General features: G+C 66.6%; 26 protein-coding genes. 22 read left to right on the forward strand and 4 right to left on the reverse strand.

Annotated elements, in window-relative coordinates; all coding sequences use genetic code 11:
* Positions 1 to 51: 51 nt before the first annotated feature.
* The 12 genes from G372_RS0107480 to G372_RS0107535 all read left to right on the forward strand — a co-directional run bounded on the left by G372_RS0107480 (position 52) and on the right by G372_RS0107535 (position 10,877).
* The gene (locus tag G372_RS0107480) at positions 52 to 498 is read left to right on the forward strand and encodes a biotin/lipoyl attachment domain-containing protein (protein WP_018864915.1); all 447 of its coding nucleotides are present in this window, start codon (positions 52 to 54) and stop codon (positions 496 to 498) included.
* An 8-nt stretch (positions 499 to 506) separates the two neighbouring features.
* Positions 507 to 914, forward strand: coding sequence for a DsrE family protein (locus G372_RS0107485; protein ID WP_018864916.1), 408 nt, complete (start codon positions 507 to 509; stop codon positions 912 to 914).
* A 37-nt stretch (positions 915 to 951) separates the two neighbouring features.
* Positions 952 to 1,389, forward strand: a complete 438-nt coding sequence (locus tag G372_RS0107490; RefSeq protein ID WP_081601199.1) for a glycine cleavage system protein H — start codon at positions 952 to 954, stop codon at positions 1,387 to 1,389.
* A 76-nt stretch (positions 1,390 to 1,465) separates the two neighbouring features.
* On the forward strand, positions 1,466 to 2,647 hold the full coding sequence (locus tag G372_RS0107495; protein ID WP_019623631.1) for a radical SAM protein: 1,182 nt from the start codon (positions 1,466 to 1,468) through the stop codon (positions 2,645 to 2,647).
* A complete protein-coding gene (locus G372_RS0107500) occupies positions 2,640 to 3,731 on the forward strand; it encodes a lipoate--protein ligase family protein (RefSeq protein WP_018864919.1) in 1,092 nt (363 codons plus the stop codon). The genes G372_RS0107495 and G372_RS0107500 overlap by 8 nt, the downstream gene beginning before the upstream one ends.
* 37 nt (positions 3,732 to 3,768) lie before the next feature.
* Entirely contained in the window at positions 3,769 to 4,851 is a 1,083-nt protein-coding gene (locus G372_RS0107505; RefSeq protein WP_018864920.1) for a geranylgeranyl reductase family protein, read from the forward strand.
* Positions 4,852 to 4,901: 50 nt separating this feature from the next.
* Positions 4,902 to 6,074: a radical SAM protein gene (locus G372_RS0107510; protein WP_018862489.1), complete on the forward strand. Its 1,173-nt coding sequence runs from the start codon at positions 4,902 to 4,904 to the stop codon at positions 6,072 to 6,074.
* 249 nt (positions 6,075 to 6,323) lie between these two features.
* The gene (locus tag G372_RS0107515) at positions 6,324 to 7,640 is read left to right on the forward strand and encodes an OmpP1/FadL family transporter (RefSeq protein ID WP_019623630.1); all 1,317 of its coding nucleotides are present in this window, start codon (positions 6,324 to 6,326) and stop codon (positions 7,638 to 7,640) included.
* A 214-nt stretch (positions 7,641 to 7,854) separates the two neighbouring features.
* A complete protein-coding gene (locus G372_RS0107520; protein ID WP_019623629.1) occupies positions 7,855 to 8,826 on the forward strand; it encodes a DUF302 domain-containing protein in 972 nt (323 codons plus the stop codon).
* Between the two features lie 142 nt (positions 8,827 to 8,968).
* Positions 8,969 to 9,388 carry a hypothetical protein gene (locus G372_RS0107525; protein WP_018864924.1) on the forward strand — a complete coding sequence of 140 codons (420 nt, stop codon included), beginning with the start codon at positions 8,969 to 8,971 and terminating at the stop codon, positions 9,386 to 9,388.
* 3 nt (positions 9,389 to 9,391) lie between these two features.
* On the forward strand, positions 9,392 to 10,438 hold the full coding sequence (locus tag G372_RS0107530) for a lipoate--protein ligase family protein (protein WP_019623628.1): 1,047 nt from the start codon (positions 9,392 to 9,394) through the stop codon (positions 10,436 to 10,438).
* Positions 10,439 to 10,490: 52 nt separating this feature from the next.
* On the forward strand, positions 10,491 to 10,877 hold the full coding sequence (locus G372_RS0107535; protein ID WP_019623627.1) for a hypothetical protein: 387 nt from the start codon (positions 10,491 to 10,493) through the stop codon (positions 10,875 to 10,877).
* Positions 10,878 to 10,970: 93 nt separating this feature from the next.
* Here G372_RS0107535 and G372_RS0107540 read toward each other — a convergent pair whose 3' ends face one another.
* Positions 10,971 to 11,288, reverse strand: coding sequence for a hypothetical protein (locus G372_RS0107540; RefSeq protein WP_019623626.1), 318 nt, complete (start codon positions 11,286 to 11,288; stop codon positions 10,971 to 10,973).
* Between the two features lie 245 nt (positions 11,289 to 11,533).
* Here G372_RS0107540 and G372_RS0107545 point away from each other — a divergent pair, with 245 nt between their 5' ends.
* The 3 genes from G372_RS0107545 to G372_RS0107555 are packed head-to-tail and all read left to right on the forward strand — an operon-like array spanning position 11,534 to position 16,166.
* Positions 11,534 to 12,394: a CbbQ/NirQ/NorQ/GpvN family protein gene (locus G372_RS0107545; RefSeq protein WP_012982064.1), complete on the forward strand. Its 861-nt coding sequence runs from the start codon at positions 11,534 to 11,536 to the stop codon at positions 12,392 to 12,394.
* A complete protein-coding gene (locus G372_RS0107550) occupies positions 12,391 to 14,949 on the forward strand; it encodes a nitric oxide reductase activation protein NorD (RefSeq protein WP_019623625.1) in 2,559 nt (852 codons plus the stop codon). Before G372_RS0107545 ends, G372_RS0107550 begins: the two co-directional genes overlap by 4 nt.
* Complete coding sequence (locus tag G372_RS0107555; RefSeq protein ID WP_019623624.1) at positions 14,946 to 16,166, forward strand: acetoin utilization protein AcuC; 1,221 nt, start codon at positions 14,946 to 14,948, stop codon at positions 16,164 to 16,166. Before G372_RS0107550 ends, G372_RS0107555 begins: the two co-directional genes overlap by 4 nt.
* Before the next feature lie 12 nt (positions 16,167 to 16,178).
* On the opposite strand, the gene G372_RS0107560 is transcribed toward G372_RS0107555, so the two are convergent.
* The 3 genes from G372_RS0107560 to G372_RS0107570 all read right to left on the reverse strand — a co-directional run bounded on the left by G372_RS0107560 (position 16,179) and on the right by G372_RS0107570 (position 19,583).
* Positions 16,179 to 16,745, reverse strand: a complete 567-nt coding sequence (locus G372_RS0107560; RefSeq protein ID WP_019623623.1) for an SRPBCC family protein — start codon at positions 16,743 to 16,745, stop codon at positions 16,179 to 16,181.
* Between the two features lie 70 nt (positions 16,746 to 16,815).
* Positions 16,816 to 18,351 carry a GTPase family protein gene (locus G372_RS0107565; RefSeq protein WP_019623622.1) on the reverse strand — a complete coding sequence of 512 codons (1,536 nt, stop codon included), beginning with the start codon at positions 18,349 to 18,351 and terminating at the stop codon, positions 16,816 to 16,818.
* Positions 18,348 to 19,583 carry a GTPase family protein gene (locus G372_RS0107570; RefSeq protein ID WP_019623621.1) on the reverse strand — a complete coding sequence of 412 codons (1,236 nt, stop codon included), beginning with the start codon at positions 19,581 to 19,583 and terminating at the stop codon, positions 18,348 to 18,350. The genes G372_RS0107565 and G372_RS0107570 overlap by 4 nt, the downstream gene beginning before the upstream one ends.
* 133 nt (positions 19,584 to 19,716) lie before the next feature.
* Between G372_RS0107570 and G372_RS0107575 the strand changes: the two genes are divergently transcribed.
* The 7 genes from G372_RS0107575 to G372_RS0107605 all read left to right on the forward strand — a co-directional run bounded on the left by G372_RS0107575 (position 19,717) and on the right by G372_RS0107605 (position 25,352).
* Entirely contained in the window at positions 19,717 to 21,081 is a 1,365-nt protein-coding gene (locus tag G372_RS0107575) for a replication-associated recombination protein A (RefSeq protein ID WP_020008848.1), read from the forward strand.
* A 6-nt stretch (positions 21,082 to 21,087) separates the two neighbouring features.
* Positions 21,088 to 21,780 (forward strand): TVP38/TMEM64 family protein, encoded by a 693-nt coding sequence (locus G372_RS0107580; protein ID WP_018864933.1) that lies wholly within the window; start codon positions 21,088 to 21,090, stop codon positions 21,778 to 21,780.
* Positions 21,781 to 21,794: 14 nt separating this feature from the next.
* On the forward strand, positions 21,795 to 22,499 hold the full coding sequence (locus tag G372_RS0107585; protein ID WP_019623619.1) for a TIGR04283 family arsenosugar biosynthesis glycosyltransferase: 705 nt from the start codon (positions 21,795 to 21,797) through the stop codon (positions 22,497 to 22,499).
* Positions 22,492 to 23,130, forward strand: a complete 639-nt coding sequence (locus G372_RS0107590; RefSeq protein ID WP_019623618.1) for a TIGR04282 family arsenosugar biosynthesis glycosyltransferase — start codon at positions 22,492 to 22,494, stop codon at positions 23,128 to 23,130. Before G372_RS0107585 ends, G372_RS0107590 begins: the two co-directional genes overlap by 8 nt.
* Before the next feature lie 69 nt (positions 23,131 to 23,199).
* Positions 23,200 to 23,442 carry a hypothetical protein gene (locus G372_RS0107595; RefSeq protein WP_019623617.1) on the forward strand — a complete coding sequence of 81 codons (243 nt, stop codon included), beginning with the start codon at positions 23,200 to 23,202 and terminating at the stop codon, positions 23,440 to 23,442.
* 91 nt (positions 23,443 to 23,533) lie between these two features.
* Complete coding sequence (locus G372_RS0107600) at positions 23,534 to 23,890, forward strand: DsrE family protein (RefSeq protein WP_018174707.1); 357 nt, start codon at positions 23,534 to 23,536, stop codon at positions 23,888 to 23,890.
* A gap of 127 nt (positions 23,891 to 24,017) precedes the next feature.
* Positions 24,018 to 25,352 (forward strand): nitrate regulatory protein, encoded by a 1,335-nt coding sequence (locus G372_RS0107605; RefSeq protein ID WP_019623616.1) that lies wholly within the window; start codon positions 24,018 to 24,020, stop codon positions 25,350 to 25,352.
* The last annotated feature ends 265 nt before the right edge of the window (positions 25,353 to 25,617 follow it).

Genomic DNA, 25,617 nt, shown 5'->3' on the forward strand with positions numbered 1-25,617 from the left:
ACGGGCGCCTGGCGCCCGTTTTTTGTGTCGATGCCGGGAACGAGGCGAAACATGGATTGCAACGGTTGCGAGTTTCATCCCGAACTGTTCTACGACGACGAGTTCCAGATCTGGTTGCGCCGCGAGGACGATGACACCCTGACCGTGGGGATGACGGATCTGTCGCAGACGATCGCGGGCAAGATTATTCACGTGCGCGTGCGCCGTCCCGGCACCCGGCGGCCGCCCGGGAAGCCGGTCGCCACCATCGAGAGCGGCAAATGGGCCGGTCCGATACCGAACTTCATCGACTGCAAGATCGTCGAGGGCAATGAAGAAGTGCTGGAGAATCCGGTGCTGTTGAACTCCGACCCGTATAACGCATGGATCGCGCGTGTCGAGGCGACCAACGGCGCGGACGCCGCGCTGGAGCAGTTCCTGACCGGTGACAAGGCCGAGGAGGGCTACTGCAAGCGGGCGAAGGATGAAGACATCGAGTGTCAACGCAAGCTGCGATAGAGGGCACGATGGCCGATCTGGACAACGAATATTATCTGGACAACGACGAGCAGACGGTCGTGTTCATCATGACCTCGGGCCCGTCTACACCGCAGCGTTGCGCGACGCCGTTCTATCTGGGGGCTGTGATGGCCTCGATGGACGTGGACGTGTACATCTTCTTCACCATGGAAGGGGTTCGCCTGATGGAGAAGGGGGTGGCCGACGACCTGAGGGCCATGGAAGATGGCAAGCTGATCAAGGATTTTATCCAGGACGCAAAACGCGCGGGCGTGCGTTTGCACGTTTGCCAGCCCGCTTTGCCGGGGTATAGAATCGACGCGTCTTTGGATCTCATCGACGAGGTCGATGAAGTGAATCGGGCGAGCGAGCTGGCGGACCTGATTCTGCGTAGTGATAAAACGATAACGTTTTAATTTTCCCGCATTATTACTTTCACGCTTGGAGGAAAACATGGGCGCAGTACGGGGTTGTGATATTCCGGAAGATCTGATGTACAACGTTGAAAACAACGTGTGGGTGCGCAAGGAAAGCGACGGTACCGCGACCGTGGGCCTGACCTCCTACGCGTGCTCGCTGGCCGGCACCATCGTGTCCTTCACCCCCAAGAAGGTCGGCAAGACCGTGAAGAAGGACAAGTCCTGCACCACGGTTGAATCCGGCAAGTGGGTGGGTCCGGCGAAGACCCCGGTGACCGGTGAAGTGACCGAAACCAACGACAAGGTCGCCGCCAACCCGGGTCTGATCAACGAAGATCCCTACGGCGAAGGCTGGCTGATCAAGCTGAAGCCGGAAGACTGGGACGGCGAAGTCGGCGACCTGAAGACCGGCTCCGACGCCCTGGCCGCGTTCGAGGCCAAGATGGAAGCGGACGGTTTCGGCGGCTGCTGAGTCAGCGTCTCCCTACGGCCGCCGTTCCCCAGTGTTCGGCGGCCTTTTTTGATTCTGTGGTATCCGGAGCAAGCTGATGACGACCTGGAACGAGGTAATCCAGCGGGTCGAACCCCTGGAAGACATCCCTGTCGATGCGGCGTTGGTGAACGATCTCCAGCACAGCATTCAGCGGGGCTCCGATCCCGGATCGGTGCATTTCTATACGCCGACGTTCAAGTCGTACCAGACAAGCGAACTCGCTGATTGCGGCAAGAGCGCCTGGCCGGCGATGTCGATCACCGGGGGCGACTGCAAGCTCGCCTGTGATCACTGCAAGGCCAAGATCCTGGAGCCGATGATCCCGGTGCGTACGCCGGAAGACCTCTGGGCCCAGGTGAACAATGTGATCGAGTCCGGCGCCCAGGGCATGCTCCTGACGGGCGGCTCGAATCACCGCAACGAGGTCGAGTACGACCCGTACTACTCCACGATTCGTCGTATCAAGGACGAATTCCCCGAATTTCGCATCGCGCTGCACACGGCGCTGGTCGACGACAACATCGCGACGTCGATGGAGCAGGCCGGCATTGATGCGGCGATGATGGACGTGATCGGTGCCCAGGACACGATCACGCAGGTCTACCACCTGCGCCGCAGCGTGGATGACTTCGAGCAGACGCTCGAGAGCCTGGTGAACACCAACATGAAGGTGGTCCCGCACATCGTGATCGGCCTGCACTACGGCAAGCTGCTGGGCGAGTGGAACGCGCTGGAGATGCTCGCGCGCCACCTGCCGGATGCCGTCGTGCTGGTGGTCGTGATGCCGTTTTATGCCCCGGCCAGTCGCCCGTTCGAGACCCCGGATGTGCATGCGGTCGGGCGCTTCTTCCATGATGCGCGCGAGCGTCTGGGGGATACCCCGCTGCTGCTCGGCTGTGCGCGTCCGCCGGGCGAGGCGAAGAGCCAGATCGACAGCTATGCAGTGATGGCCGGCCTGTCCGGTATTGCGCACCCGGCCGAGGGTGTGGTCGAACTGGCCGCGCGCCTGGGCAAGAAGGTCCGCGTGACGCCGGCCTGCTGCTCGATCGCCGTCGGCGACGAGGTGATGGCGGAGGACGGCACCTCTGCGGAGAGCGGAGTCGAAATCGATCTGGACACCATCGTGGCAGAGGAGGCCCGGCGTCGCGAGCAGGAACGCAAGGCGCGCCAGGGCCTTGGCGGGATCCGAATCGTGACCGAGGGCAACGCCGCGGCCGGAGGGGGTTGCCATGTCTGAGCGCGACCAGAAGACCCTGCGCGTCCTGGACACCGGGCTGCGCCCGGCGGCCGAGAACATGGCCTTCAACCGGGCCCTGCTCGAGTGCCACCAGGAAGGCGTATCGCCGCACACCCTGCGCTTCCTGCAGTTCGAGCCCTGTGCGCTGGTGGGCTTTCATCAGAACGTGGACCAGGAGATCAATACCGAGTACTGCAAGGAAAACGGTATTGCGATCCAGCGCCGGATCACCGGCGGCGGCGCGATCTACTTTGATTCGACCCAGCTCGGCTGGGAGCTGTACCTCGACAAGCGTTTCCTGGGGACCGCGGACATGGGGCAGATCGCCCAGCGCATCTGCAATGCCGCCGCTGCCGGGATCCGCACGCTGGGCGTGGATGCGCAATTCCGCCCGCGCAACGACATCGAGGTCGACGGGCGCAAGATCTCCGGCACGGGAGGCGCATTCGACGGCGACTCGATCATGTACCAGGGCACGTTGCTGATCGAGTTCGATGTGGAGGACATGCTGCGCATCCTGCGGATCCCGGCCGAGAAGCTCTCCAACAAGGCGATCGAGTCGGCTCGCGATCGTGTGGTCAATCTGGCGACCCTGCTGGGCGAGCGACCGGATCTGAACCACGTGAAGGACGCGATTGCCAGGGCCTTCGCCGAGGAGTTCGCGGTCGAGCTGGCCCCCTCGGATCTGCTGCCCGAGGAGCAGAAGGCCTTCGAAGAGGCCCTGGCCGAGATCGATACCGAAGAGTGGGTCTACCAGCGCAACCGCCCGGCCACCGATGCCCCGATGTTCGAGAGCATTTTCAAGTCCGACGGCGGTCTGATGCGCGTCGGTGTCGCGCTGGACCCGGAGCGCAAGCGCCTGAAACAGCTCTGGCTGACCGGGGACATCTTCGTCAAGCCCGCGCGCACCATCGCCGATCTCGAGGCGGCCCTGCGCGACACGCCGCAGGCCGAGATGGAAGAGCGCGTGCGCGCCTTCTTTGCCGAGCGCGACGTCGAGATGCTGCAGTTGACCGTGGATGACTTCATTGCGGCGATCCAGTCCGCCCTGGCGATGGCCGAGACCGAGGAATCGGCGGGATGACGGTCCTGTGGGCGCCACTGGTCGGGGGACGGCCGTAATGCTCCCCGAGAAGGTCGACGTCCTGGTGGTCGGGCTGGGGCCGGGCGGTGCCTCGGCGGCACGCGTGTGCGCGGCGGCCGGGCTGTCGGTCCTGGCGGTCGAGCGCAACAAGGCCTTCGGGGAACCGGTGCAGTGCGCGGAGTTCATCCCCAACCCGATGGGCGCCTATGCCCAGGCGGAGGGGGTGCTGTTGCAGCGTATCGACTCGATGCAGAGCTTCCTGCCCTCCGGGGCTGTGGAGCACTCCGACTTCCCCGGGCTGATGGTGGATCGCGGCGAGTTCGACCGCGCGATCATCCAGGCGGCGCAGGCCAATGGCGCACAGCTGGTGACTTCGACCCCGCTGCAACGCGTGGATGCCGAACGGCATGTGGCGACCGTGAAGCACCAGGGGCAGGAACGCGCGATCGAGTACCGGGTGCTGATCGCGGCCGACGGCCCGCATTCCCCGGTAGCCGAATCCCTGGGTCTGCCTGCGTTGCCGGTGGTGCAGACCCGCCAGTACACGGTGCCGCTGAAAAAGCCCTATACCGCGACCGACGTCTGGCTGTCGGACGACTACCCGGGTGGGTACGCCTGGCTGTTCCCCAAGGGGGAATGGGCGAACCTGGGGTTGGGTGCCGACAAGCGCATCGACAACGACATGAAGACGCCGCTGGATTCCCTGCATGCCCAGCTCGTCGAGCAGGGGCTGCTGGGCGAGGAGATCCGCCACCGTACGGGCGGCGCGATCCCGGTCGGCGGCCTGCGCGATTCCCTGTACCGGGGCGATGTCCTGTTCGTGGGCGATGCCGGCGGGTTTACCCATCCGATTACCGGGGCCGGGATTGCCGCGGCCGTGGTGTCCGGCGAGGCGGCGGGCGAGGCCGCGATTGCGCATCTCGAGGGTGACGCCGAGGCCTTCGACGATTACGATGAGGAGATGCGCGATCAGTATGGTCCGGCCCTGGAGCGCGCCTGCAAGCGCCGCGCGTTCCTGAACGAACACTGGCGAACGCCGCGGGCGCAGGAAGACGCCACGCAGCGCCGCGGATGGATTGCATTTTCCGAGTATTTCAACGATGGTGACCAGGCCGCGTAGGCCCGGTTGGCGGGTGCCCCGCACCCGGTGAACAACGCTGGAGGAATTCCATGAGTGCAAGTGCAGAGGAGATGGTCGCGCCGATCAACTTTTACCGGCCCGACTATCACATCAAGACCCCGGACATGCGTTCGCCGGAGTACGTGCAGATGTCCACGGCGGCGGCGATCACGCTGGGCCTGGTGCCGGGTACCATGCACCGCACGTCCTGCACCCACTGCCTGAACCTGCTGGTCACCTACCCGGAAGGCTGCCGCGCGAACTGCTCCTACTGCGGCCTGGCGCGCCACCGCGAGGAATCGCGTGACTACGCCGACCGCAACTTCATCCGCGTGGACTGGCCGACCGCCAAGTACGACGAGGTGATCGAGCGCGTCAAGAACAACTCCGACGCCGGTCAGTTCGAGCGCATGTGCATCTCCATGATCACGCACCCGAACTCCGACGCCGACACCGTCGAGCTGCTGGAGAAGTGGGTCGCCGAGGTCAACCACATCCCGGTGTCGATCCTGTCCAACCCGACCACCATGAGCTACGAGGACCTCCAGCTCCTGCGGGACAAGGGCGCGGACATCTTCACCGTCGCGCTGGACGCGGTGACCCCGGAGATCTTCGAGCGCACCCGCGGCAAGTCGGTCGAGAGCCCGCACACCTGGGACAAATACTGGCAGGCAATCGAGTGGGCCGCCGAGATCTTCGGCCCGGAGAAGTTCGGTGCCCACCTGATCTGCGGCATGGGCGAGACCGAGGAAGAGATCCTGCAGGTCTGCCAGCGCATCCGCGACCTGGGTGGCCACAACCACATGTTTGCCTTCTTCCCGGAAGAGGGCTCGCTGATGGAAGACTGGAACCCGGTGCCACGTGACCAGTGGCGCCGCGTGCAGCTGGGCCGCTTCGTGATCGACTACGCCGGCGGCCGTATCGACGACATGAAGTTCAACGCCGACGGACAGGTGGTGGACTTCGGCCTGCCGCAGTCCGAGGTGGACGAACTGATCGCCTCCGGTAAGCCGTTCCAGACCTCCGGCTGCCCCGGCAAGTCGGACGAGGAAGTCTCGGCCTGTAACCGCCCCTACGGCGATTCCAGCCCGACGGACATCCTGTCCTTCCCGTTTGCCCTCAACTCGACGGACGTCGGGTTCGTCCAGCGGCAGATGGCCGGGGAGGATGTCGGCACCTTCGACTTCGACGCCGACGAGGCCGAGGACGAGAAGTCCGCATAAAACTCGATGTATGCCGAAAGCCCCGGTCTCCGGGGCTTTCGCACGTCAGGGGGTTGATTAGGCGTTTTGAATATTCAGGTTTCGAGCGGGGATTTTTCAGGGGCCCCGCCGAAAGAACTCCCGGGGGGATGGGTCGTCCACCCGCGAGCGGTCACTGCACCACAAAACCGGACCGGCGGCAGACAAGGGGGCCGCAGGTAACCGGGGTGCCGGGGCCATAAAACAAGAAGACCACCAAAGGAGAACAACATGGAAGCACGCATCATTCGCCGCAGTCTGGTGACGGTCGCGGTCGGCCTTGCGATGGGCACCGCCGGCGTTGCCAATGCCACCAACGGCTACTTCTCGCACGGCTATGGCACCAAGGCCAAGGGCATGGGCGGGGTTGGCATGGCCATCTCCCAGGACGCCTACGCCCCCGGCATCAACCCCGCCGGTATCGCCGGGATGGAAACCCGCTTCGATGCGTCGGTCGCCTACTTCCGCCCGGAACGGTCATTCGAGGCGGGCATGCCCAGCAACCCAGGTGCACCAGTCCCGATGGTGAATCCGGGGAGCGTGGATAGTGACAGTGAAAACTTCTTTATCCCTTCTCTGGCATTCGTCCAGCAGATCGATGAAACCCGGTCCTGGGGGCTCGCATTGCTCGGGAACGGGGGCATGAATACGGATTACCCGGCTTACGGTCGCGAGCAATGCGCAATGATGGGCCAAGGGAACCAGGGCGGAGCCTTTTGTGGCGGCACTGCCGGCGTGAACCTCGAGCAGCTTGCCATCATCCCGACCTATGCCCAGAAGTTCGCCGATGGTCGCGTGAGCGTTGGATTCAGCCCGATCATCAGCTATCAGCGTTTTAGCGCCGAGGGTTTGGATGCGTTCGATAATGAGATGGCGTCTGAAGACCCCGGGAATGTGACGAGTGGCCGTACGGATTCGAGTTGGGGATACGGTGCGCAGATTGGCTTTCAGGCGGAACTGGCGGAGGGAGCGCGGGTCGGTGCGAGTTATCGTTCCAAGATTCGGGCTGGCGACCTCGACCGATACTCCGGGTTGTTTGCCAATGGGGGTGAATTCGATATCCCGTCGACTTACGGTCTCGGTTTCTCGGTTGATGTGAGTCCTCGCGTTACGCTTTCCGCTGATTACCAGAAGATTCGGTACTCGGAAATCGATGCGATTGCGAACCCCAGCGCGAACTTTCTACAGGGCAACCGATTTGGTTCGGATGGCGGTCCGGGGTTTGGTTGGGACGACGTGAATATCTTCAAGTTCGGCGCCCAGATCGATGGGGGCAACGGCTGGACCTGGCGCGTTGGCTACAACCGTGGTGAAAACCCGATCAGCTCTGAGGATGTGATGTTGAATATCCTGGCTCCGGCCGTAATGACCGATCACTTCACTGCCGGTTTCACCCGCGAGTTCGGCCAGCACGAGATAAACTTCGCGGCGATGTATGCGCCGACACAACGGGTGCGTGGTCAGGACATTACGGGTATGGCGGGTCAGGACATCGAGATCGAGATGCGGCAGTACGAGCTTGAGGTCGGGTACGCGTACCGCTTCTGATCGATTGCGCCCGGGCGGCCGTGAGTAGGCCGCACCGGTGCCCGGCGCGGGCTTCGGGGTGAGCTGCCGGCCCTGGATGAGGGGCCGGTGCCGCCAGGGAGGGCGGACGGTGCCGGACACCGGGACCCATCGGGGGGTGGGGCCCGGGCCCTTTCGTCGGAAGGCATACTGATCGAGCCTGTGCTCGAGCAAGCAAAATCCAAAGGAGGATCCCATGCGAGCAATCCACGCATTGCGCGGAATTATCCGCGTGCCTGCCGTTCTCGCGTTCTTCGGCGCGTGTCTGCTGACCCTGGGCACGGCCGCCACGGCGCTGGCGGACGATGTCTATCGGCCGCTGGTACTGGCCTACACCACGTCCGGCTCCGATGTCAGCGGTGAGGTGGAGGCGGTCCGCGAGCGACTCGAAGAAGCCGATTTCCAGACCCTGGGCGAATACCCGGTCAGCGACGATCGCCATGTGATCGTGGTCACCCACGACGACCTGCTGGCGGTGGCGGGCTCCCAGGACCGGGCAGCGTACATCGCACCCATCCGGGTGGCCGTGACTGCGACCAACGGCGAGGTTCAGGTCAGCTACAACAACCTCGAGTACTTCCGGCATGCCTACCGCATCGACGCCTCGGTGAGCGATGTCAGCGCGCGGCTGGCGGATGTGCTGGGTGATGAACAGCACTTTGGGTCGGAAGACGGGATGACCCCGAGGGAACTGCAGCGCTATCGCTATACCTTCGGCATGGAGCGCTTCAACGCCCCGTATGACCTGGGTAGCCACGGCTCGCGGAGCGCCGCCCTGGAGGAGCTGGATGCCGGTCTGGGCGAGCGGCGTGGGGGCGTGTCGGAGATTTACCGGCTGGATATCCCGGGAACGGACGCTACGCTGATCGGCGTGGCGATCCGTGCCGATGACGGCGCCGAGGCCGAGGCCGCCGACCTCCATACCTTGGAGACGATCGACGTGCGCGAGCTTCGCCACACCGCCTATGTGCCGCAGGAGATCCTGGTGGAGGGGGGCGATATCGAGGCGCTGCACATGCGTTTTCGTGCGGCGCTGCACTGGCCGGATCTGCGCATGCTCGGTGACCACAGCTTCATGCAGCTGCGCCGTGTCCCGGGGAGGCTGGAAGACACCCTGCGCGAGGTGGCCGGCTTTGAGGAGCCCGAAGACGATGGCTTCGACTGGTAGAAGCATAACGCCAGGGATGGCGAATGAACGCGGGCAATAGCCCCGGATTACGCTCAAGAACCCCGGTCCGCCGGGGTTTTTTTACGGCCGAGGGCTGGACTTGTTTATGCTCCCGGTTCATTCGCGGCAGGATGCACGCCCCATGAAATCGATGAAGATCGCCAACATCGGCGAGATCCGTAACGAACTCAACAAGTACAAGAAGGGCAAGAAGCTCGATATCCACCAGTTCAACCAGGTCGCGCGCCTGGCCTGGCTGGGCAAGATCGTGATGCAGCCCCTGGATCTCGAGGACCCTGACTGCCAGTCCTTCCTGGTGTACATCCAGGAGCCGGAAGAGCTGGCCGCGCATTTTTTGAATACCGACCAGGAACTGACCGGCGGGATCCATATCATCGACGGCGAGCAGGCCATGGCCATGGTCGAGATCATGCGCGGGGGTGTCGAGGAACGTGCCAAGCTGTACGAAGACCTCTCGCGCAGCGACTTCTACTTCCGCTACTTCTACAAGCCCGGCAAGGACGACGAGAACCCGTCCGAGCAGGACAAACCCGAGGGCTGATTCTTGGTCGCATCCACGGTCACCCCGGAATGGATTGATGCCGGGGCCCGCTCCGCGGAAGAACTCCACACCCTGTATACCGGTCTGGCGAGCAGCACGCCGCCGGAGTCGCCGTTGCGCGTGCTGTGGGTGCACTCCCAAGAGCCGCACATCTCCGTGGGCGCCAGCCAGGACCCGGCCGTGGATCTGGACCTGGCCGCCTGCGAGGCCAATGGCGTGCCCGTGGTGCGCCGCCCGCTCGGGGGCGGCTCTGTCTGGGTGGATGCCGACCAGGCCTGCTTCTTCCTGGTGCAGCCCCGCCAGGTCCTCGCCCGTGGCCACCGCCACCTGTTCGCGCTGGGTCTGGGCATCGCGATGGATGTGCTGCGCGAGCTGGGGCTCGAAGGCGTCGAGGCGCGCGGCCAGGACGTCTGGGTGCAGGGACGCAAGATCATGGGCACCGGCGCGGCCACGCTGAACGAGGGTTGCGTGTTTGGTGCCAGCTTCCTGCGCCGCTTCCCGGTGGAACGCTTCCTCGCCTGCGTGCATGCCCCCAGCGACGGCTACCGTGAGTGGCTGCGCCCCGCACTGGAGGAGGGCATGACCGATTGTGCCGCACAGTGTCCCGAGGCGGCGCCGACCCCGGAACGTCTGGAGGCCGCCCTGAGCGAGGTGCTGGAGCGCCGCTTCAGCACCCCCGCGCGGCGTTACCGTCCAAGTGCCGCGGACTACGACGAGTGGCTGGCGGCCGGGCGCGAGGAGCTCGCCGACCTGGCCGACAGCCAGGGCGGGCCGGCCATCCGCGACGGGATCCGCGTGAATCGCGAGAACCACGTATTCGAGACGCGCGGCCATTGCGGCCGCCTGCGCCTGCATATCACCGGAACCCACATTGCGCGGATCTGGTGCGAGGATCCGAGCGTGGATCGTGTGCTGCGCGAGACCCTGGTGGGCGAATCCCCGGAGCGCCTGCGCGTGCGCTCGCGCCTCAACGGCCAGCTCGACACGGTGATTGTCGACGAGGTCAGCGCGCGCATCGACGGCCTCTACCGGGGGATCGCCGCCGCCTGATCGCCGTGCGTGTGTAACCGGCCATCCCCCAACAGCTTTACGAGGCGAACCGATGTCCGAACCGACCATTCAGCGCCGGCTGGAAAAACGCCTGATCCTGATGAGCCGCGATCAGGCAATGATCGAGCAGATCGGCGCCGCACTGCCTGATGACTGGCACCTGCACCCGGTGACCGACCTAGAGGACCTGGGTGCCTGGAACGAGGTGCTGCTTTATCGTTTCCTGCTGCTGGACCTGGACGAGATCGAGGTGTTCGATCCGCTGGACGTGATTCGCATCCTGCGCATGGAGTACCAGATCAACCTGCCCGTGTTCTGTTTTGGCGGGGACCAGGACATCCGCGACGAGATGCGTCTGGCGCGGGCCGATCGCTTCTTCGAACGAGAGGAGATGGTCGAAAAGCTCCCCGAGTTCATCCGCATGTACGACTGGGGCTGAGCGTCCCATCAAAAAGGCCCCGGGCGTCTGCCACGGGGCCTTTTTGTTTCGCGGATCCGGCGTTCGTGCGGATCGCGGGGGCTTGGCGCGGCCTTAGCCGATCCAGGCGTGCTCCAGCACGTCGATACGGATCTTCTCGTGGTAGGTCTCGCCGTTGGCCTCGATCACCAGGTCGCCCATGCGGGTGCCGGCGGTGTCAAAGCTGAATTTGCAGTCGAAGGTGCCCGGCAGGGACACGCTGCTCTCGCACAGGGCTTCGCCTTCCACCGAGAACGTGCACTGGGCGGTGCCGGAGCCGTTCAGCAGGGCCTGCACCCGGAATTCCTCGTTGATCGGGCGCCGGTAGACCTCCGGGTCGCGATTCGGGTTGTACTGCAGGTTGTTCAGCTTGACGAGTTTGACAAGTTTCATACCGGGTCCTCTATTGACGCGCTGAATCCGATTTGCGGGCGCCTTCACCTGCCCGATCCCGCACCGGGAAGGGCGTTTGGTTCATGGAAGTGCGCAGGTTCGATAGAATATAAACAGCCAATGATACAACAAAGCCTGCGGGAACACGACGGGATGCCGAGGGGTATGCCGCCAGCCCGGCGGAGGGTAACGCCGCTCCCGCGCATACACCAGCCCCGGCCCCCGCGGTCGGCATCGGAGACCCCATGAAGAACCTGATTAACCGTATCCGCGGTGTGGAACGCGACGTGATCGAGAAGCCCGGCGACGCGGGCGATGCCCCGTTCTACAAGGCCCAGGGCGACGAGATCGAGATCTTCCAGGCCGCGTACTCGAAGCGCCTGCCGGTGATGCTCAAGGGCCCGACCGGCTGCGGCAAGACCCGTTTTCTCGAACATGTCGCGCATACCCTGGGCCAGCCGCTGGTCACCGTCTCCTGCCACGAGGACCTGACCAGCTCCGACCTGGTCGGGCGCTTCCTGCTGGAGGGCGAGGAGACCGTCTGGCAGGACGGACCGCTGACCCGCTCGGTCAAGGAGGGCGCGATCTGCTACCTCGACGAGATCGTCGAGGCGCGTACCGACACCACCGTGGTGATTCACCCGCTGACCGACCATCGCCGCCAGCTCCCGCTGGACAAGAAGTCCCAGATCATCGATGCGCACGAGGACTTCATGCTGGTGATCTCCTACAACCCGGGATATCAGACCGTGTTGAAGGACCTGAAGCCCTCGACCAAGCAGCGCTTTGTCGGTATCCACTTCGACTACCCGGCCGAAGATGTCGAGCGCGAGATCGTGGCCAAGGAATCCGGTGGCCTGGATGCCGATCGCGTGGAAAAACTGGTCGCGGCAGGACGCAAGGCACGTGCACTCAAGGACCACGGACTGGAAGAGGCGACCTCTACCCGTGCGCTCGCCTATGCCGGCGAGCTGATGCAGGCAGGGCTGAGCCCGCGCGTGGCTTGCCGCGCCGCGATGATCGCCCCGATCACCGATGACCCCGAGCTGATCCAGGCGCTGGAAGAGATCTTCGACGCCCACTTCCCCGAGTCCGAAGCCGCGTGAGCGATCACGCCCGCAACAGCGGCGGGGCGAACACGGAAGCCGAAGACCTCGTCGAGATTGAGGAGGTCCTCCAGCACCTGGAGGACATCAGCTTCGTCGCCCACCGCGACACCAAGGAGGCCCTCCCGGCCATTCGCGCGTTCGGTGCCGCCACCGCGCGGCGCTGGATCGAGACCGTGCGCGAGCTGTTCTTCCACGACCGCGAGGCCGGCAAGAGCTTCATGCGCAATTCCGCACGACTCGCGGAGCACATGCAGACAGTGGACCTGTGGCTGGAGCAGGCCGCCCGGTTCAAGCAGTGGGTCAACTCCGCCGATGCGCTGGAAGGCTTCATGGCCCAGGCCGATCGCGTGTATGACGCCTGGGGCGAGGCCGGCGAGCGCGAGTGGGCCGAGATCGGCCTGCGCTGGTGCGAACGCAGCCTGCCCGATGCCCGTGCCTACTTCGAGACGCCGTTCGACAAGCTCTCCGCCGGACGCGGCATCGAGGGCCTGCGCGCGCTGATCGAGCCGGCCGAGACACTGTTCGACGAACGCGGCCTGACGCTGGATGCCTATCTCGAGGGCGCGCCGATCGCCCGCAATCTGGTCGGCGACCAGGGCCTGCTGTCCTGGGCGCGGCGCGGCGCGGACCTGCTGAAGGCCGGGCGCTCGCGCGGCGAGGCCTACTTTCGCCTGGAGAGCGACGAGAGCCTGAAGCTGCTGCTGGAGGCGCTGCCGGGCTTTCGCCCGCGCATGCACGGGCGCTTCCTGCGCCTGGTGCTGCTGGCCTGGCTGGACGCCGACATCCCGCTGGCCGATTCCAGCTGGAAGCCGGGCGAGGGTCGCCCGATGCTCGAGACCGACGGCCGGCGGCTGTTTATGCCGGCGGTGATGGACTCGCGCGAGGAGGCGATGGTCGCCACCCAGCACGCGGCCGCGCATCTCGCCTTCGATACGTATGCGCACGCCGACGTCGAGCGCCTGTTCGAACGCGCCGGGGCCGAGCATCCGCCGCTGGACGACAAGTCACGCATCACCTGGCGCCCGCTGTTCGCACAGTTCGAGGCGCGCATGTTCCGCTTCCAGGTGCTGTTCGACCTGGCCGAGGACCTGCGCGTGAACGCGCGCTTGGCCCCGCGCATCCCGAACTTCCTGCCGCGCCTGGTGGCGCTGGCCGAGGTCCACGGGCGCCCGGAGGGCGCGGCCAGCGTCTACTACGACTTTGCACTGCGGGCCCACCAGGCGTTGTTGCGCGACGAGCCACAGGACCCGCGTCTGGCGCGCGTGCTGGAGCCGGACGCGGATATCGTCACCGCCTGGGCGGTCGGCGAGGAGCTCTTCGCCGACGACGCCTTTCCCGAGATCACCATCGAGGAACGCGCGGAGGCCTATCTGCCCGGGCTGTCGCTGAACCAGTCGCTGCCGGTGTATCCGCAGCGGAAGCGCGATGGCAGCCTCGCCGACTTCCGCGACCACGAGGCGCACGACGAGCACCAGTTCGAGCGCGAGAAGCAGGAGGAACAGCCGCAGCAGGCCCCGGAGCAGGCGCAGAAGGACCCGGACGCCGACATCCAGACCCCGCAGCAGGAGACCTCCGGCACCGGCGGGCGTATCGGCACGGGCATCCCGCAGCCGGCGCAGGTGGCCAAGCGCGCCGCGCCCTACACCCCGAAGAAGGATGGCATCCCGTATCCCGAGTGGGACTACCGCGAGCAGCGCTACATCTCCGACTGGGTGAACCTCTACGAGCGGGTGCTGGACGACGAAAACCCGGAACTCGCGGCCACGATCCTGTCGGAGAACGCCGATACCCTGAAACGCCTGACCCGCGGGCTCGAGATGCAGCGCCCGATGCGCCTGGCGCCGCAGCGCAAGCAGATGGACGGCGACGAGCTGGACACCGAGGCGGTGATCGATTTCATCGCCGACAAGAAGGCGGGGCTGTCGCCGAAGGCCTTCATCTACCGGCGCCGTGCGGTGCAGCACCGTGATACCGGCGTAATGATGCTGGCGGACATGTCCACCTCGATCATGGCGCGCCACCCGGGCGGGCAGGGCAAGATCGTCGACCGCGTGCGCGAGGGGATGATGCTGTTCGCCGAGGCTATCGAGAAGGTCGGCGACCCCTACGCGATCTCCGGCTTCGCCTCCAAGCAGCGCGACCAGGTCAACTACTACTGGCTGAAGGACTTCAACGAGGACCTGAACGACACCGTCCGCGCCCGCATCGCCGGGGTCTCCGGGCGCCTGGCCTCGCGCATGGGCGCGGGCATCCGCCATTCGCTGGAGGCCTTCCGCCGTTGCTCGGCCCAGCGCCGGCTGCTGTTGATCCTGTCCGACGGCCGCCCGGCCGACTACGACGACGGCGGTGACCAGCGCTACTTGCACGAGGACACGCGCATGGCGATGAAGGAGGCGGTGGACGCCGGCGTGCACCCGTTCTGCATCACCCTGGACCCGTCCGGTTCGGAATACCTGCCGGCGATCTTCGGTCCCGGTCACTACACCATCATCGACCACGTGGACGAGCTGCCGCGCCGTCTGCCCGAGATCTACCTGAGGCTGCGACAGTGAGTGCCACCCCCGAAGCCATCGACGCATCCACCGGGGCCGCGGACCGGCACCCGGAGCCGGCCCGCCGTCATGCCACGCTGCTGCATGCCCCGCGCTACCGCGGCCACAGCTACGGCGACAACCACCCGCTCGGGATCCCGCGCGTCTCGCTGACCATCGACCTGATCGAGGCCTATGACGCGATCACGCCGCAGGAAATGGCTGTATCGCGCAAGGCACAGCCGGCCGAACTCGAGTGGTTCCACACCCGCGAGTACGTGGCCGCGATGCAGCGCGCCGAGGCGCTCGGCAAGGTGTTCCAGCGCTACCGCGACCGCCACAACATCGGCAACTTCGAGAACCCGTTCTTCGCCGGCTTCTTCGCCACCCCGGCGACCGCCACCTGGGGCTCCATCCAGGGGGCCGAGGTGGTGCTGGACGGGCGCATGGCCTTCAACCCGGCCGGGGGCATGCACCACGCCGCCCCCGACCAGGCCCGCGGCTTCTGCTACTTCAATGACCCGGCACTGGCGATCCTGCGCCTGCGTCAGGCCGGGCAGCGCGTGCTCTATCTGGATATCGACGCCCACCACGGCGACGGGGTCGAGGCCGCGTTCACCGACGACCCGGACGTGCTCACCGTCTCCCTGCACATGGACACCGAATACGGCTACCCCTTCGAGGGCGGCCGCATCGAGGACACCGGACCGCTGGGCAACGCCGTGAACCTGCCGCTGCCGAAGGAGACCAACGACACGGAATTCCGTGCCGCCTTTACGGCCGTCTGGGAGGCCGTGCGCAACCGCTGGCAGCCGGATGCGGTCGTGGTCCAGGCCGGCACCGATGCGCTGCTGCCGGACCCGCTCGGCAAGTTCGGCATCTCCACCCAGTGCTTCCTCGCCTGCATCGACGACGTAATCGAGACCAGCCCGCGCCACGCCGACGGCACGCCGAGGCTCCTGGTGCTGGGGGGTGGCGGCTATCACCCGCTGGCGCTGGCGCGCTGCTGGACCGGGGTCTGGGCCCTGCTGACCGGTCGCGAGCTCCCCGCCCCGATTCCCGAGGCCGGCCAGGCCCTGCTGCGCGAGGTCGACTGGGACATGGACGAAGAAGAGGAATGGTACGAGTCCCTCTTTACCTCCCGTCTCGATGCGGATCGCGCCGGTCCAGTACGCGACGAACTGCGAAATCGCCTTGACCGGCTGCTGGCAGGGCACCCATTGTTCAGTTGCTCGTAGAGAGCCTGCGCGTCAGCGGCTGGCGCGGTAGTCGCGTTCGATGTAGCGCAGCAGCTCGGTCGTCTCCCGCAGGGTGGCGCGCTGGATGCGGGTCTTGCCGATAAAGCCGGGGACCCAGAAGTCCGGTTCCACATGCATCTGGATCGTCAGGCGGGTGCCGCCGGCCTCGGGCTGCAGCTCCCAGCGGGTCGAGCCGGCGCGAACGTTGCTGTTCTCCGGGTCGACCTCGGCGTCAATGCGCTCGGGGTAGTACTCGGTTACCCGTTCGTGGCGGCGGATGGTCCGGCAGAACACGAATACGCAGCTGTGTACGACACTTGTGACCTCGATTTCGTCATCGGATCGGGAAACGAGGCGGCTCTCGCGGATGGATTCCGAGTAGCGGCTCAGCGCGTCGTAATCGGTCAGATATGACCAGAGAACATCGGGCGGGGCCTCGACGAGGAAGGTCACTCTCAGTTCGTACCGGTCACCATCGGTATCAAAATGCCGGTCAAGCACTTCCACGGCGAGTGCCGCTCCCCCCGGGGTCCACCAGCCGACCGAAGCGGCCAGAAGGAGGGTGAGTAAGACACGCATCGCTTGCGCCTCCGGGTTTGGACCTTCGTGGACCGCTTGTCGACTATTGATCCTGTATTGGCAGCGAGGTTCAGAGGCGGCCAAGCAGGCGACGGGTGCCTTGGTGCGCCTGCCGCCAGAGCCGGCGCCAGGTGTGCGCCGGAGGATAGCGAAGGAGACGGGTCCTGCGGGTTTGCTGCATGGCCGGAATCAGCGCTTCCAGTTCGGTGGTCAGGGCGTCGATGTTGTAGGGCATCGGGCCATCGAGTCGGGCGGGGATGACCTCCTGTTCGGGCAGGCCGAAATCCTCGGCGATCGCTTGGCGGGCGGCCGCGATATTGTGCGCCTTGGGTCGGTCGTCCGGTGGATCGATGGCATACGGTGGCTCCCATTCACGGGCCGGGGACAGGCGATCGATGTGGCTGGCCACGATGCGAATGGGGGGCTGGCGTCGTTCCGGGCGCTCTTCAAAGAATCGCCGTACGGCCTGCAGGGCTTCGTGGTCCGGGGAGCGGTCGGCCTGGTGCGCCGGTGCGACCCAGAGCACCAGATCCGCGGTCTGGGCGGCTTCAACCAGGGTATCCACGTCCATGCGGTCGCCGAGCCCCGGGGTGTCCACCAGCAGCAGTTCCTGGCCGTCCGCGAGCGTCAGCAGATAGCCCTCCTGCTCGGCGGTCAGCGGCAGTACGTCCGTGGCTGCGCGGTATTCTCCCAGCAGTGCGTTGACCAGCGTGGATTTGCCGGCCTGTGGCTGGCCCGCGACCAGTATCTTCGGTCGACCCGGGAACGGGTCCTCCGAGGGGGCGCTCGCCTGTACTTCCTGTTGCGCGATTTCGGCCAGGGCGTCGGTATCGTGCTGGAGACGGCCGGAGTAGAGCTCGATCGCGGCGCGTCCGACCTCCTCGATCCAGATGCGCGCGACCTGTCGTAGCAGGTATTCGCGTGCGGTGTCGGAGAGCTCGTTGAAGAAACGATCGCGCAGCTCCGCCGCCAGGGCATGCAGGGGATTGGCCAGGCGCGCGATGCGGTAGGCCTTGTAGGCTGTGCGCCCGTAGGACAGCCCGGACGCCACCATGGGTCGGTAGCCCCAGACACGCAGGAGCTGGCCCATGCGCACGCGATCCGACAGCGGCACTTCCTCCAGCAGGATCCTGCGCAGCCGGGCGCTGACCCGCTCGCTGAGCAGCAGGGCCTCGGGCACGGTGAACTCCCAGATGGGGTCTTCCTGTTCCGGGTGATAGTGCGCGGCCACCGTGCGCAGGGTTTCTTCGCCTGCTGCCCGCAGGCGGTCGTAGTCGGTGACGATGTCGCCGCTGGCCTGCTCGCTCAGGCGCATCACCTCGGCCCAGGCGGCGTGTTCGAGCGGGGCCCAGTCGCCATCGGCGGCGCGCACGGGTTCGGTCGTCCGCTCGCGGGTGTGGACCTTGATCCGATGGCGCGCCCACAGCGTCATGCCCCATACGCTGCCGGCGGCGATCGCGGCCGCGGCGATCCAGATCAGCAGGGCATTGTGTTCGTAGAGCCAGAGCAGACCCAGGATGAAGGCCGCCAGAAAGGGCGACAGCAGCAGGACCGCGGCGAAGGCGACTCCCGTGACCTTCAGGCGGGTTAGCCAGTGGCGCTTCATGGCGTGTCGCTCCCCGAGGGTTCGGCCTGGCGGTTCCGGGCGAGGTTCAGGGCCTCGCGCAGGGCATCGCGGTAGGCCTGTTCTACCCCGGCGGTGGCCTCGCGCCCGTCATGTCGACGGGCCAGGTAGTGGCGCGCGGCATAGCCCAGCGCATAGGTGGTGGCAAAGCTGGTGGCGGCCGCCGCCGCGGCCCCCGCGGTCTGGCCGTACACCGGGACCAGCTTGCCGATTTGCCGGGCCCCGTGGCTGAGGCCCAGGCCGAGCAGAGTGCTGGACCCGAGGGCCGCGGAGAACTCGCGCAGGCTGCGGGAGTCCCAGGTGACCCCGTAGATGCTGGCCAGGCTGTGCAGCAGTTTGCCCTGGACCGCCGGCACGGAGAACAGGCCCAGCAGGGGTACGGCATCGGTGGTTGCGGCCACGCTGGCGTAGCCGAGGATGTGCGATCGGGCGCGCAGCCGACGGGCATCGCCGCCTGCGGACTGGCGCAGCCCCTGCAGGATCACCCCCATGCGTTCGGGGGCCAGGTTCTCGAGGGCGTCGAGCAGGGCGTCCAGGCCGTAGTGGGTCGGGGTGAAGCCCTCGTCCTCGGGCGTGATGTCGACGGGCACGATCTGCACCGGGCCGGTCCCGGGCAGGTTGCGAAAGGCCTCGGCCTGGGTGCGTCGCGCGCGGGCCAGTTCCTCCAGCCCGGGGCTGCGGTCCAGTTCGGCGTAGGGCGGATGATTGCGCCCGTCGGGATAGCCGTCGTGCAGGCAGGTCTGGACCAGCAGGACCGGCCAGTTCGGATGCCGACGGCGGATGTCCCGCAGGGCATTCAGGACGGGCTCCTGCTGCAGATCCATCGCGCGCGCCACGGCGACCACCATGTGCGCGTGGCCCGCGAGCTCGGCGAGATCCTCGTCGGGGTCGTAGGCGACCTCGCCCAGACCTCGCGTGTCCAGGAAGCGCAGCACCGGGGCCTCGGCCGGGAAGTCGTAGGCGCGCGCCGTCCGGGTGCAGCTCTGGAAACCGGTCCCGATTGCCACGTCGGAGTCGCCGGTGATCGCGCGCACCAGCGTGCTCTTGCCCGACTGCACCTTGCCCAGCAGCCACAGCACGGGGGCCTGCTCGCGCGCCCGCTCGGCCACGACGTCGGCATCGGGGGCCTCCGCCTCGGGCCGCAGGACGGCCTGCATGATCTTGCGCCAGCCGAGGCCCTTCGGCAGGCGCAGGGATTGCCAGGGCAGCTTCATGCTGTGATTCCGTTTCGCGGCATGGAAACCTTTGATCAGCGGAGAGGGCGCAACCGTGCAGGGCTTGCGAACAGAGGGCCTGCTCACTGCTCAGTTTGCCATGCCTCGGTAATGGCGGGCGCGGTACACTGAAATGATGAGCGATATCTCCGAAGGCGACTTGTTCGGCCCGGATGCGGGCGGATTGCCCCCCGAGCCCGAACCGGTCGCACAGGGCCCGGACCCGAACGCACCGCTGGCCGAGCGCATGCGGCCGGCGCGGCTGGACGAGATGGTGGGCCAGGATCACCTGGTCGGGCCGGATGCCGCCCTGCGCCAGGCGATCGAGCAGGGGCAGACCCCGTCGATGATCCTGTGGGGCCCGCCGGGTTGCGGCAAGACCACGCTGGCCCGCCTGGTAGCGGCGGCCGGGGCGCAGCGTCTGGTGACGCTGTCCGCGGTGCTGGCCGGGGTCAAGGACGTGCGCGCGGTGGTGGACGCGGCCAAGGCCCGGCGGCGCAACGGGGTCAGCACGCTGCTGTTCATCGACGAGATCCATCGCTTCAACAAGGGCCAGCAGGATGCCCTGCTGCCGCACATCGAGGACGGGACACTGACCTTCGTCGGGGCCACGACCGAGAACCCCTCGTTCGCGCTCAACAGCGCACTGCTGTCGCGGGCGCGCGTCTATCGCATGGAGTCCGTCGGCGCCGAGGCGATCGAGGCGCTGATCGAACGAGCGCTTGACGACACCGAGCGCGGACTCGGGGGGCGGGGCCTGCGGCTGGAGGCCACCGAACGCCAGCGGCTGGCCCGCGCGGCGGACGGCGACGCCCGGCGGGCGCTGAACTGGCTGGAGACCGCCTCGGATCTGGCGCGCGACGGCGAGATCACCGCCGATGCCCTGCGCGCGGTGATGGGGGCGCAGAGCCTGGCCTTCGACCGCCAGGGCGATGCCTTCTATGACCAGATCTCTGCCCTGCACAAGTCGGTGCGCGGATCCGATCCCGGCGCGGCCGTCTACTGGCTGACGCGCATGCTGGATGCCGGCTGCGACCCGGATTATCTCGGCCGGCGCCTGCTGCGCATGGCCTACGAAGACATCGGGCTGGCGGCCGTAGGGCTGGGTGCACGGGTGCTGGCGGCCTGGCAGACGATGGAGCGGCTTGGACGGCCGGAAGGCGACCTCGCGCTGATCCAGGCGGCGATCGAGCTGGCCGCCGCCCCCAAGAGCAACAGCGCCTACACCGCGTTAAACGAGGTCCGCGCCAGCATCCTTGAGACGGGCAGCCCCGGCGTGCCCCTGCATCTTCGCAATGCCCCCACGGAGTTGATGCGCGAGGAGGGGTTCGGTGCGGGATATCGCTATGATCATGACGAACCGGACGGTTTCGCGCGCGGGCAGGTCTATCTGCCCGAAGGGCTGGAGGACCAGCGCTTCTATCGGGCGAAACGCGAGGGCACGGAGCGCGCGCTGGCCGAGCGGCTGGAGCGGCTGCGCGGTGACGACAAAGAATAGGGACCCATGCAGATACATCATCCCGGACGCTGGTGGCTGTTGGCCGCGATCCTGCTGGCAGGATCGCTGGTCTGGGTGGCACTGACCACCGAGTGGCCCGATCTGCTGCCGCTGCAGGACGTCGAGGCGTGGCTCGCCAGCTGGGGGGCGGGCGCCTACATGGTGTTTGTGCTGGCGTTCGTCGTCCTCGCGTTGTTTCCGTTACCCAGTACCTTCTGGATCCTGCTGGGAGGGGCGCTGTTCGGGCCGTTCACCGGTGGGGCCCTGAGCCTGCTGGCAGCAACCATCGCCGCGATCATCGCGTTCATGCTGGCGCGCACCCTGCTGCAACCCTGGCTGGAACCGCGCCTGGGTCCGCGCAGTGCACGGCTGCGCGAGGATGTGGAGGCCGAGGGCTGGCGCGTGGTCGCACTGACGCGTCTGGTGCCGGTATTCCCGTTCGCCCCGACCAACTACGCCCTGGGCCTGGTGCGCATGCCGCTGACCGTGTTCACGGTCACGACCCTGGTCGCACTGATCCCCAGCCTGTTCGCCTATTCCTGGCTGGGGCACGCCACGCGAGAGATGGTGGCGGGCGATGCGGACAACCGGGTCCAGCTGGGGCTGGCGATTCTTGCCGTGCTGGCCCTGCTGCTGTTGCTGCCTCGGCTGCTGCGCCGGATCTGGCAGGGGCAGAAATCCGTCGAGTCGCCGGCCTGAGTCCCACGGCAACCATGTCGCGGGAGTCCCCCTTCCTGTCCGTGATCATACCGGTGCTGAACGAGGCCGAATCCCTCCCGTCCTTGGTGGACCCGCTGGGCGAGATCCTCGACTGTGAGGTGATCGTGGTCGACGGGGGGAGTTCGGACGGGAGTGTCCAGCAGGCCGAGCAACGCGGCGTGAGTGTGCTGTCCAGTGCACCGGGGCGCGCACGGCAGATGAATGTCGGTGCCGAGCGCGCCCGCGGCGAGATACTCTGGTTCCTGCATGCCGACACCACGTTTCCGGACGGAGCCGGGGTGGCGGTGCATGCCCTGCGCGCCGCGGTGGCCCGGGTCGATCGCGCCTGGGGACGTTTCGATGTCCGCCTGTCGGGCGGTCGCGGGATATTCGTGCTGATCGCCGCGATGATGAATCTGCGCTCGCGTCTGAGCGGGATCGCGACCGGGGATCAGGGCATATTCATTACACGCTCGGCGTTCGATGCCGTAGGCGGCTGGCCGGATCAGCCGCTGATGGAGGACATCGAGCTCTCGCGGCGGCTGAAGCGCTCGGTGGGGCGCCCAAGGTGCCTGCGCACCCGGCTGGTCACGTCGTCCCGGCGCTGGGAACAGAAGGGCGCATGGCGCACGATCTGGCTGATGTGGCGGTTGCGCCTGGCCTACTGGCTGGGTGCAAACCCGGACGGGCTGGCGCGACTGTATCGCGGCGATGCCTGAGCGTCGGCCGTCGGATGCGCTGCGCGTGCTGGTCTTTGCCCGCGCGCCCGAACCGGGCCGGACCAAGACCCGGCTGATTCCCGCACTGGGTGCCAAGGGTGCCGCACGGCTGCACGAGCGGCTGCTGGAGCACGCGCTGGGCGTGGCCCGTCAGGTGGCACCGGACCATGTGGAGCTGTGGTGCACCCCGGATACCGATCATCCGTTCCTCGAGCGTTGTGCCGAACGCTTTGGCTGTTCCCTGCACAGCCAGGTGGGTGATGACCTCGGGGCCCGCATGCGCCATGCACTGGAGGCGGGGCCGTTTCCGGCACTGGTGATGGGGTCCGATGCCCCGACGCTGGGTGTCGCGGACCTGGTCGCCGCACGTGACGCGCTGGCCGGAGGGCAGGATGTGGCACTGGTGCCGGCGCTGGATGGTGGTTACGTGCTGCTGGCCGCCGCGCGGCCCGTCCCCGGGCTGTTCGAGGCCGTCGAGTGGGGCAGCGATCGGGTGCTGGAACAGACCCGTGAGCGGGCCCGGGCGCAGGGTCTTGTATGGACGGAGCTCGAGGCGCGTGTCGATATCGACTGTCCGGACGATCTGGGGCACTGCCCGCCAGCGCTCCTGCGCGGTATCGCGACGTCCTGAGAGTGGTTCACCCGGACCTGGGTGCCGGGCAGTCGCAAGGCGGGTCAGGCTTCGGGTAGGATGCGCGCCATGAAAGCCTTTGTTGCCTGGGTCGACCGTGCCCCATTGTGGTTGTTCGTTCTGTTCGTGGCCACCCTGGGGCTGTCACCGTATGTCCCCGAACCGCACATCGTCGAGAAGATTCGCTGGCTCTTCCAGGGCGAGCTGACCCGCCCGATCGATATCCTCGATCTGATCATGCACGCCATCCCCTGGCTGCTGATGGCCTTCAAACTCTATCGCATGAGCATTGTGTCGAAAGGCGCGCCTTGAATCGGCGTCTCCTTGAGGCTTGTGGGAACTCGACGGTCCCGGCCTGGGTCGCTACGGTGCCTGCCACTTTGACGTGACCAAGGAGAGTCCCATGCGCTTTATTGTTTCTGTCACCGCCGGTACCGACGACCCGACCCGCGCCACCCTCGGCATGATCGCCGCCAACGTGGCCAAGCAGCAGGGCCATGACGTGACCGTCTGGCTGCAGGGCGAGGCCGTGAACATCGCCAACCGCAATGTCTACGACAAGATCGTCGGCCACAACATGCCGGCGATGAAGGACATCGTGGATTCGCTGGTCGAGGAAGGCGTCCCGTTCTGGGCCTGCGAGGCCTGCGCCAAGGGCCGCGACGTCGGCGAGCACAACTTCCTGCCGAACGCCGAGATGGCCGGCATGGGTCAGTACGTCCAGGCCGTTGCCGATTTCGACCGCTCCATGAGCTTCTGATCGAGCGGGCCGGTCCGCGGGCGGGGTGTGATCCCCCGCCCGTTTTTACCCGCACTTCCTGTGCCAGTCCCTCGAACTGGCACATCGCATGCTTGTTTGTTCCGGGAATGATCCACGGACGACGAGCATGACCCAGAACACATCCCCGAGTTTTTCCTTCGAAGAGGCCATTGGCGATTTCCTGGTCGCCTCGCGCAAGTGCGAGGTGGTGAGCCTGGAGCGTCTGCTGGAGGCGGTGCAGCTGGTCGGGCGCATCCGCGCGCTGGTGCATCAGCTCCAGCGCGAACGCGGTGCCTCCAGCCTCTGGATCGGCTCCGGTGGCCAGCGCTATGCGGACGAGCTGGCACAGTACCGGGCCCAATCCGACACTACCGCCCAAGTGTTTCGCGAACACCTCGATGGCTGGCTGGAGCCCGGGGCCTGTGCCTACGCGCGCAACCGTCTGCTGGGGCGCATGGCGCTGGCGCTGCATGGCCTGTCGGGTCTGCCCAGCCTGCGGGCGGAGGTCAGCGAACGCACGCTCTCGCCGATGGAGGCGATGCGCGGCTTCAGCGAGCTGATCCGGTCGCTGCTGGCGGTGGTGTTCGAGGCCGCCGATTCGGCCACGGACCCGGAGGTCTCGCGGGCCCTGGTGGCCCTGCTGAACTTCATGCAGGGCAAGGAGCTGGCGGGCCAGGAACGCGCGATCGGGGCCGCCGGCTTTGGCCGGGGCGCGTTTGATGGCGAACTGCGCCAGTCCCTGCTGCACCGGATCGATACGCAGGAACGCTCGTTTCGGATCTTCTCGGAATTTGCGCCGGAGTCGGCTTGTGCGGCCTGGCAGGGACTGCAGGGGGCGGGCTTCGCGGCGGAGGTCGAGCGGCTGCGTCGTCAGGCCTGCACCCAAGGCGATTCCCGGGGCGATTCCCGGGACGATCCCCTGCCGGACCCGGCCCGCGCCGAGACCTGGTTTGCCTGCACAACCGCGCGCATCGACGCGATGAAGGAGATAGAGGACCTGCTGGAGATGCACCTGAACGAGCGTTGCTCGGCACGCATCACGGCGGATCGCGCGGACCTGGGCGCGGTGCGTGACCGCATCGCCCAGCTGGCGGAATCCGAGCTGCATGACAGCGTTCCGTATGCCGTGTTCTTCGGCGCGCCGGAGGGCTTGGATCACGAGGAGGATGGCGAGACCGTGCTCAACGTCCCGATCGTCGGGCATTCGGTGATGGACCTGGTGCAGCGCCAGGCGGCCCGGCTGCAGTCGGTGGAGGACGAGCTGCATGCGGCACGTCAGGCCCTGGCCGAGCGCAAGACCATCGAGCGCGCCAAGGCCCTGCTGATCCAGCACCGCGGCCTCAGCGAGGACCAGGCGTACAAGCTCCTGCGCCAGACGGCGATGAACCAGAACCGGCGCCTGGCCGAGGTCGCCGAGGCGACCGTCGCGATGTCCGACCTGCTGGGCAAGGGCGGCCTGTAGCCAGCCTTGGGAAAGGGATGCCGGTGGGGGTGCCCCTGGGGGAGCGGGCTTGCCCGCGAAGCCCCTGCCAGTGGCGGACACTGGCAGGGGCTTCGCCGCCAAGGCGGCTCCTACAGGTAGTGCACCAGCCCGGTTCATCTGCACCGCCAGCGCGCCCCAGGTTGGTGCCTCCGGGATCGGCTTCGGGACTTCGGGCTTCCCGCAAACGTTCGACCCGATGTTCGAAACCATCCGATTTTCCCGTGCCATGGCGCGATTGTGCCTC

The sequence above is a fragment of the Thioalkalivibrio thiocyanoxidans ARh2 genome (genome assembly GCF_000385215.1).
GTDB lineage: Bacteria > Pseudomonadota > Gammaproteobacteria > Ectothiorhodospirales > Ectothiorhodospiraceae > Thioalkalivibrio > Thioalkalivibrio thiocyanoxidans.

Excerpts from the sequence above, each read along its gene's own strand:
- G372_RS0107480 (WP_018864915.1), top strand. The coding sequence starts at position 52 with ATGGATTGCAACGGTTGCGAGTTTCATCCCGAACTGTTCTACGACGAC.
- G372_RS0107485 (WP_018864916.1), top strand. The coding sequence starts at position 507 with ATGGCCGATCTGGACAACGAATATTATCTGGACAACGACGAGCAGACG.
- G372_RS0107490 (WP_081601199.1), top strand. The coding sequence starts at position 952 with ATGGGCGCAGTACGGGGTTGTGATATTCCGGAAGATCTGATGTACAAC.
- G372_RS0107495 (WP_019623631.1), top strand. The coding sequence starts at position 1,466 with ATGACGACCTGGAACGAGGTAATCCAGCGGGTCGAACCCCTGGAAGAC.
- G372_RS0107500 (WP_018864919.1), top strand. The coding sequence starts at position 2,640 with ATGTCTGAGCGCGACCAGAAGACCCTGCGCGTCCTGGACACCGGGCTG.
- G372_RS0107505 (WP_018864920.1), top strand. The coding sequence starts at position 3,769 with ATGCTCCCCGAGAAGGTCGACGTCCTGGTGGTCGGGCTGGGGCCGGGC.
- G372_RS0107510 (WP_018862489.1), top strand. The coding sequence starts at position 4,902 with ATGAGTGCAAGTGCAGAGGAGATGGTCGCGCCGATCAACTTTTACCGG.
- G372_RS0107515 (WP_019623630.1), top strand. The coding sequence starts at position 6,324 with ATGGAAGCACGCATCATTCGCCGCAGTCTGGTGACGGTCGCGGTCGGC.
- G372_RS0107520 (WP_019623629.1), top strand. The coding sequence starts at position 7,855 with ATGCGAGCAATCCACGCATTGCGCGGAATTATCCGCGTGCCTGCCGTT.
- G372_RS0107525 (WP_018864924.1), top strand. The coding sequence starts at position 8,969 with ATGAAATCGATGAAGATCGCCAACATCGGCGAGATCCGTAACGAACTC.
- G372_RS0107535 (WP_019623627.1), top strand. The coding sequence starts at position 10,491 with ATGTCCGAACCGACCATTCAGCGCCGGCTGGAAAAACGCCTGATCCTG.
- G372_RS0107540 (WP_019623626.1), bottom strand. The coding sequence starts at position 11,288 with ATGAAACTTGTCAAACTCGTCAAGCTGAACAACCTGCAGTACAACCCG.
- G372_RS0107545 (WP_012982064.1), top strand. The coding sequence starts at position 11,534 with ATGAAGAACCTGATTAACCGTATCCGCGGTGTGGAACGCGACGTGATC.
- G372_RS0107560 (WP_019623623.1), bottom strand. The coding sequence starts at position 16,745 with ATGCGTGTCTTACTCACCCTCCTTCTGGCCGCTTCGGTCGGCTGGTGG.
- G372_RS0107565 (WP_019623622.1), bottom strand. The coding sequence starts at position 18,351 with ATGAAGCGCCACTGGCTAACCCGCCTGAAGGTCACGGGAGTCGCCTTC.
- G372_RS0107570 (WP_019623621.1), bottom strand. The coding sequence starts at position 19,583 with ATGAAGCTGCCCTGGCAATCCCTGCGCCTGCCGAAGGGCCTCGGCTGG.
- G372_RS0107575 (WP_020008848.1), top strand. The coding sequence starts at position 19,717 with ATGATGAGCGATATCTCCGAAGGCGACTTGTTCGGCCCGGATGCGGGC.
- G372_RS0107580 (WP_018864933.1), top strand. The coding sequence starts at position 21,088 with ATGCAGATACATCATCCCGGACGCTGGTGGCTGTTGGCCGCGATCCTG.
- G372_RS0107585 (WP_019623619.1), top strand. The coding sequence starts at position 21,795 with ATGTCGCGGGAGTCCCCCTTCCTGTCCGTGATCATACCGGTGCTGAAC.
- G372_RS0107590 (WP_019623618.1), top strand. The coding sequence starts at position 22,492 with ATGCCTGAGCGTCGGCCGTCGGATGCGCTGCGCGTGCTGGTCTTTGCC.
- G372_RS0107595 (WP_019623617.1), top strand. The coding sequence starts at position 23,200 with ATGAAAGCCTTTGTTGCCTGGGTCGACCGTGCCCCATTGTGGTTGTTC.
- G372_RS0107600 (WP_018174707.1), top strand. The coding sequence starts at position 23,534 with ATGCGCTTTATTGTTTCTGTCACCGCCGGTACCGACGACCCGACCCGC.
- G372_RS0107605 (WP_019623616.1), top strand. The coding sequence starts at position 24,018 with ATGACCCAGAACACATCCCCGAGTTTTTCCTTCGAAGAGGCCATTGGC.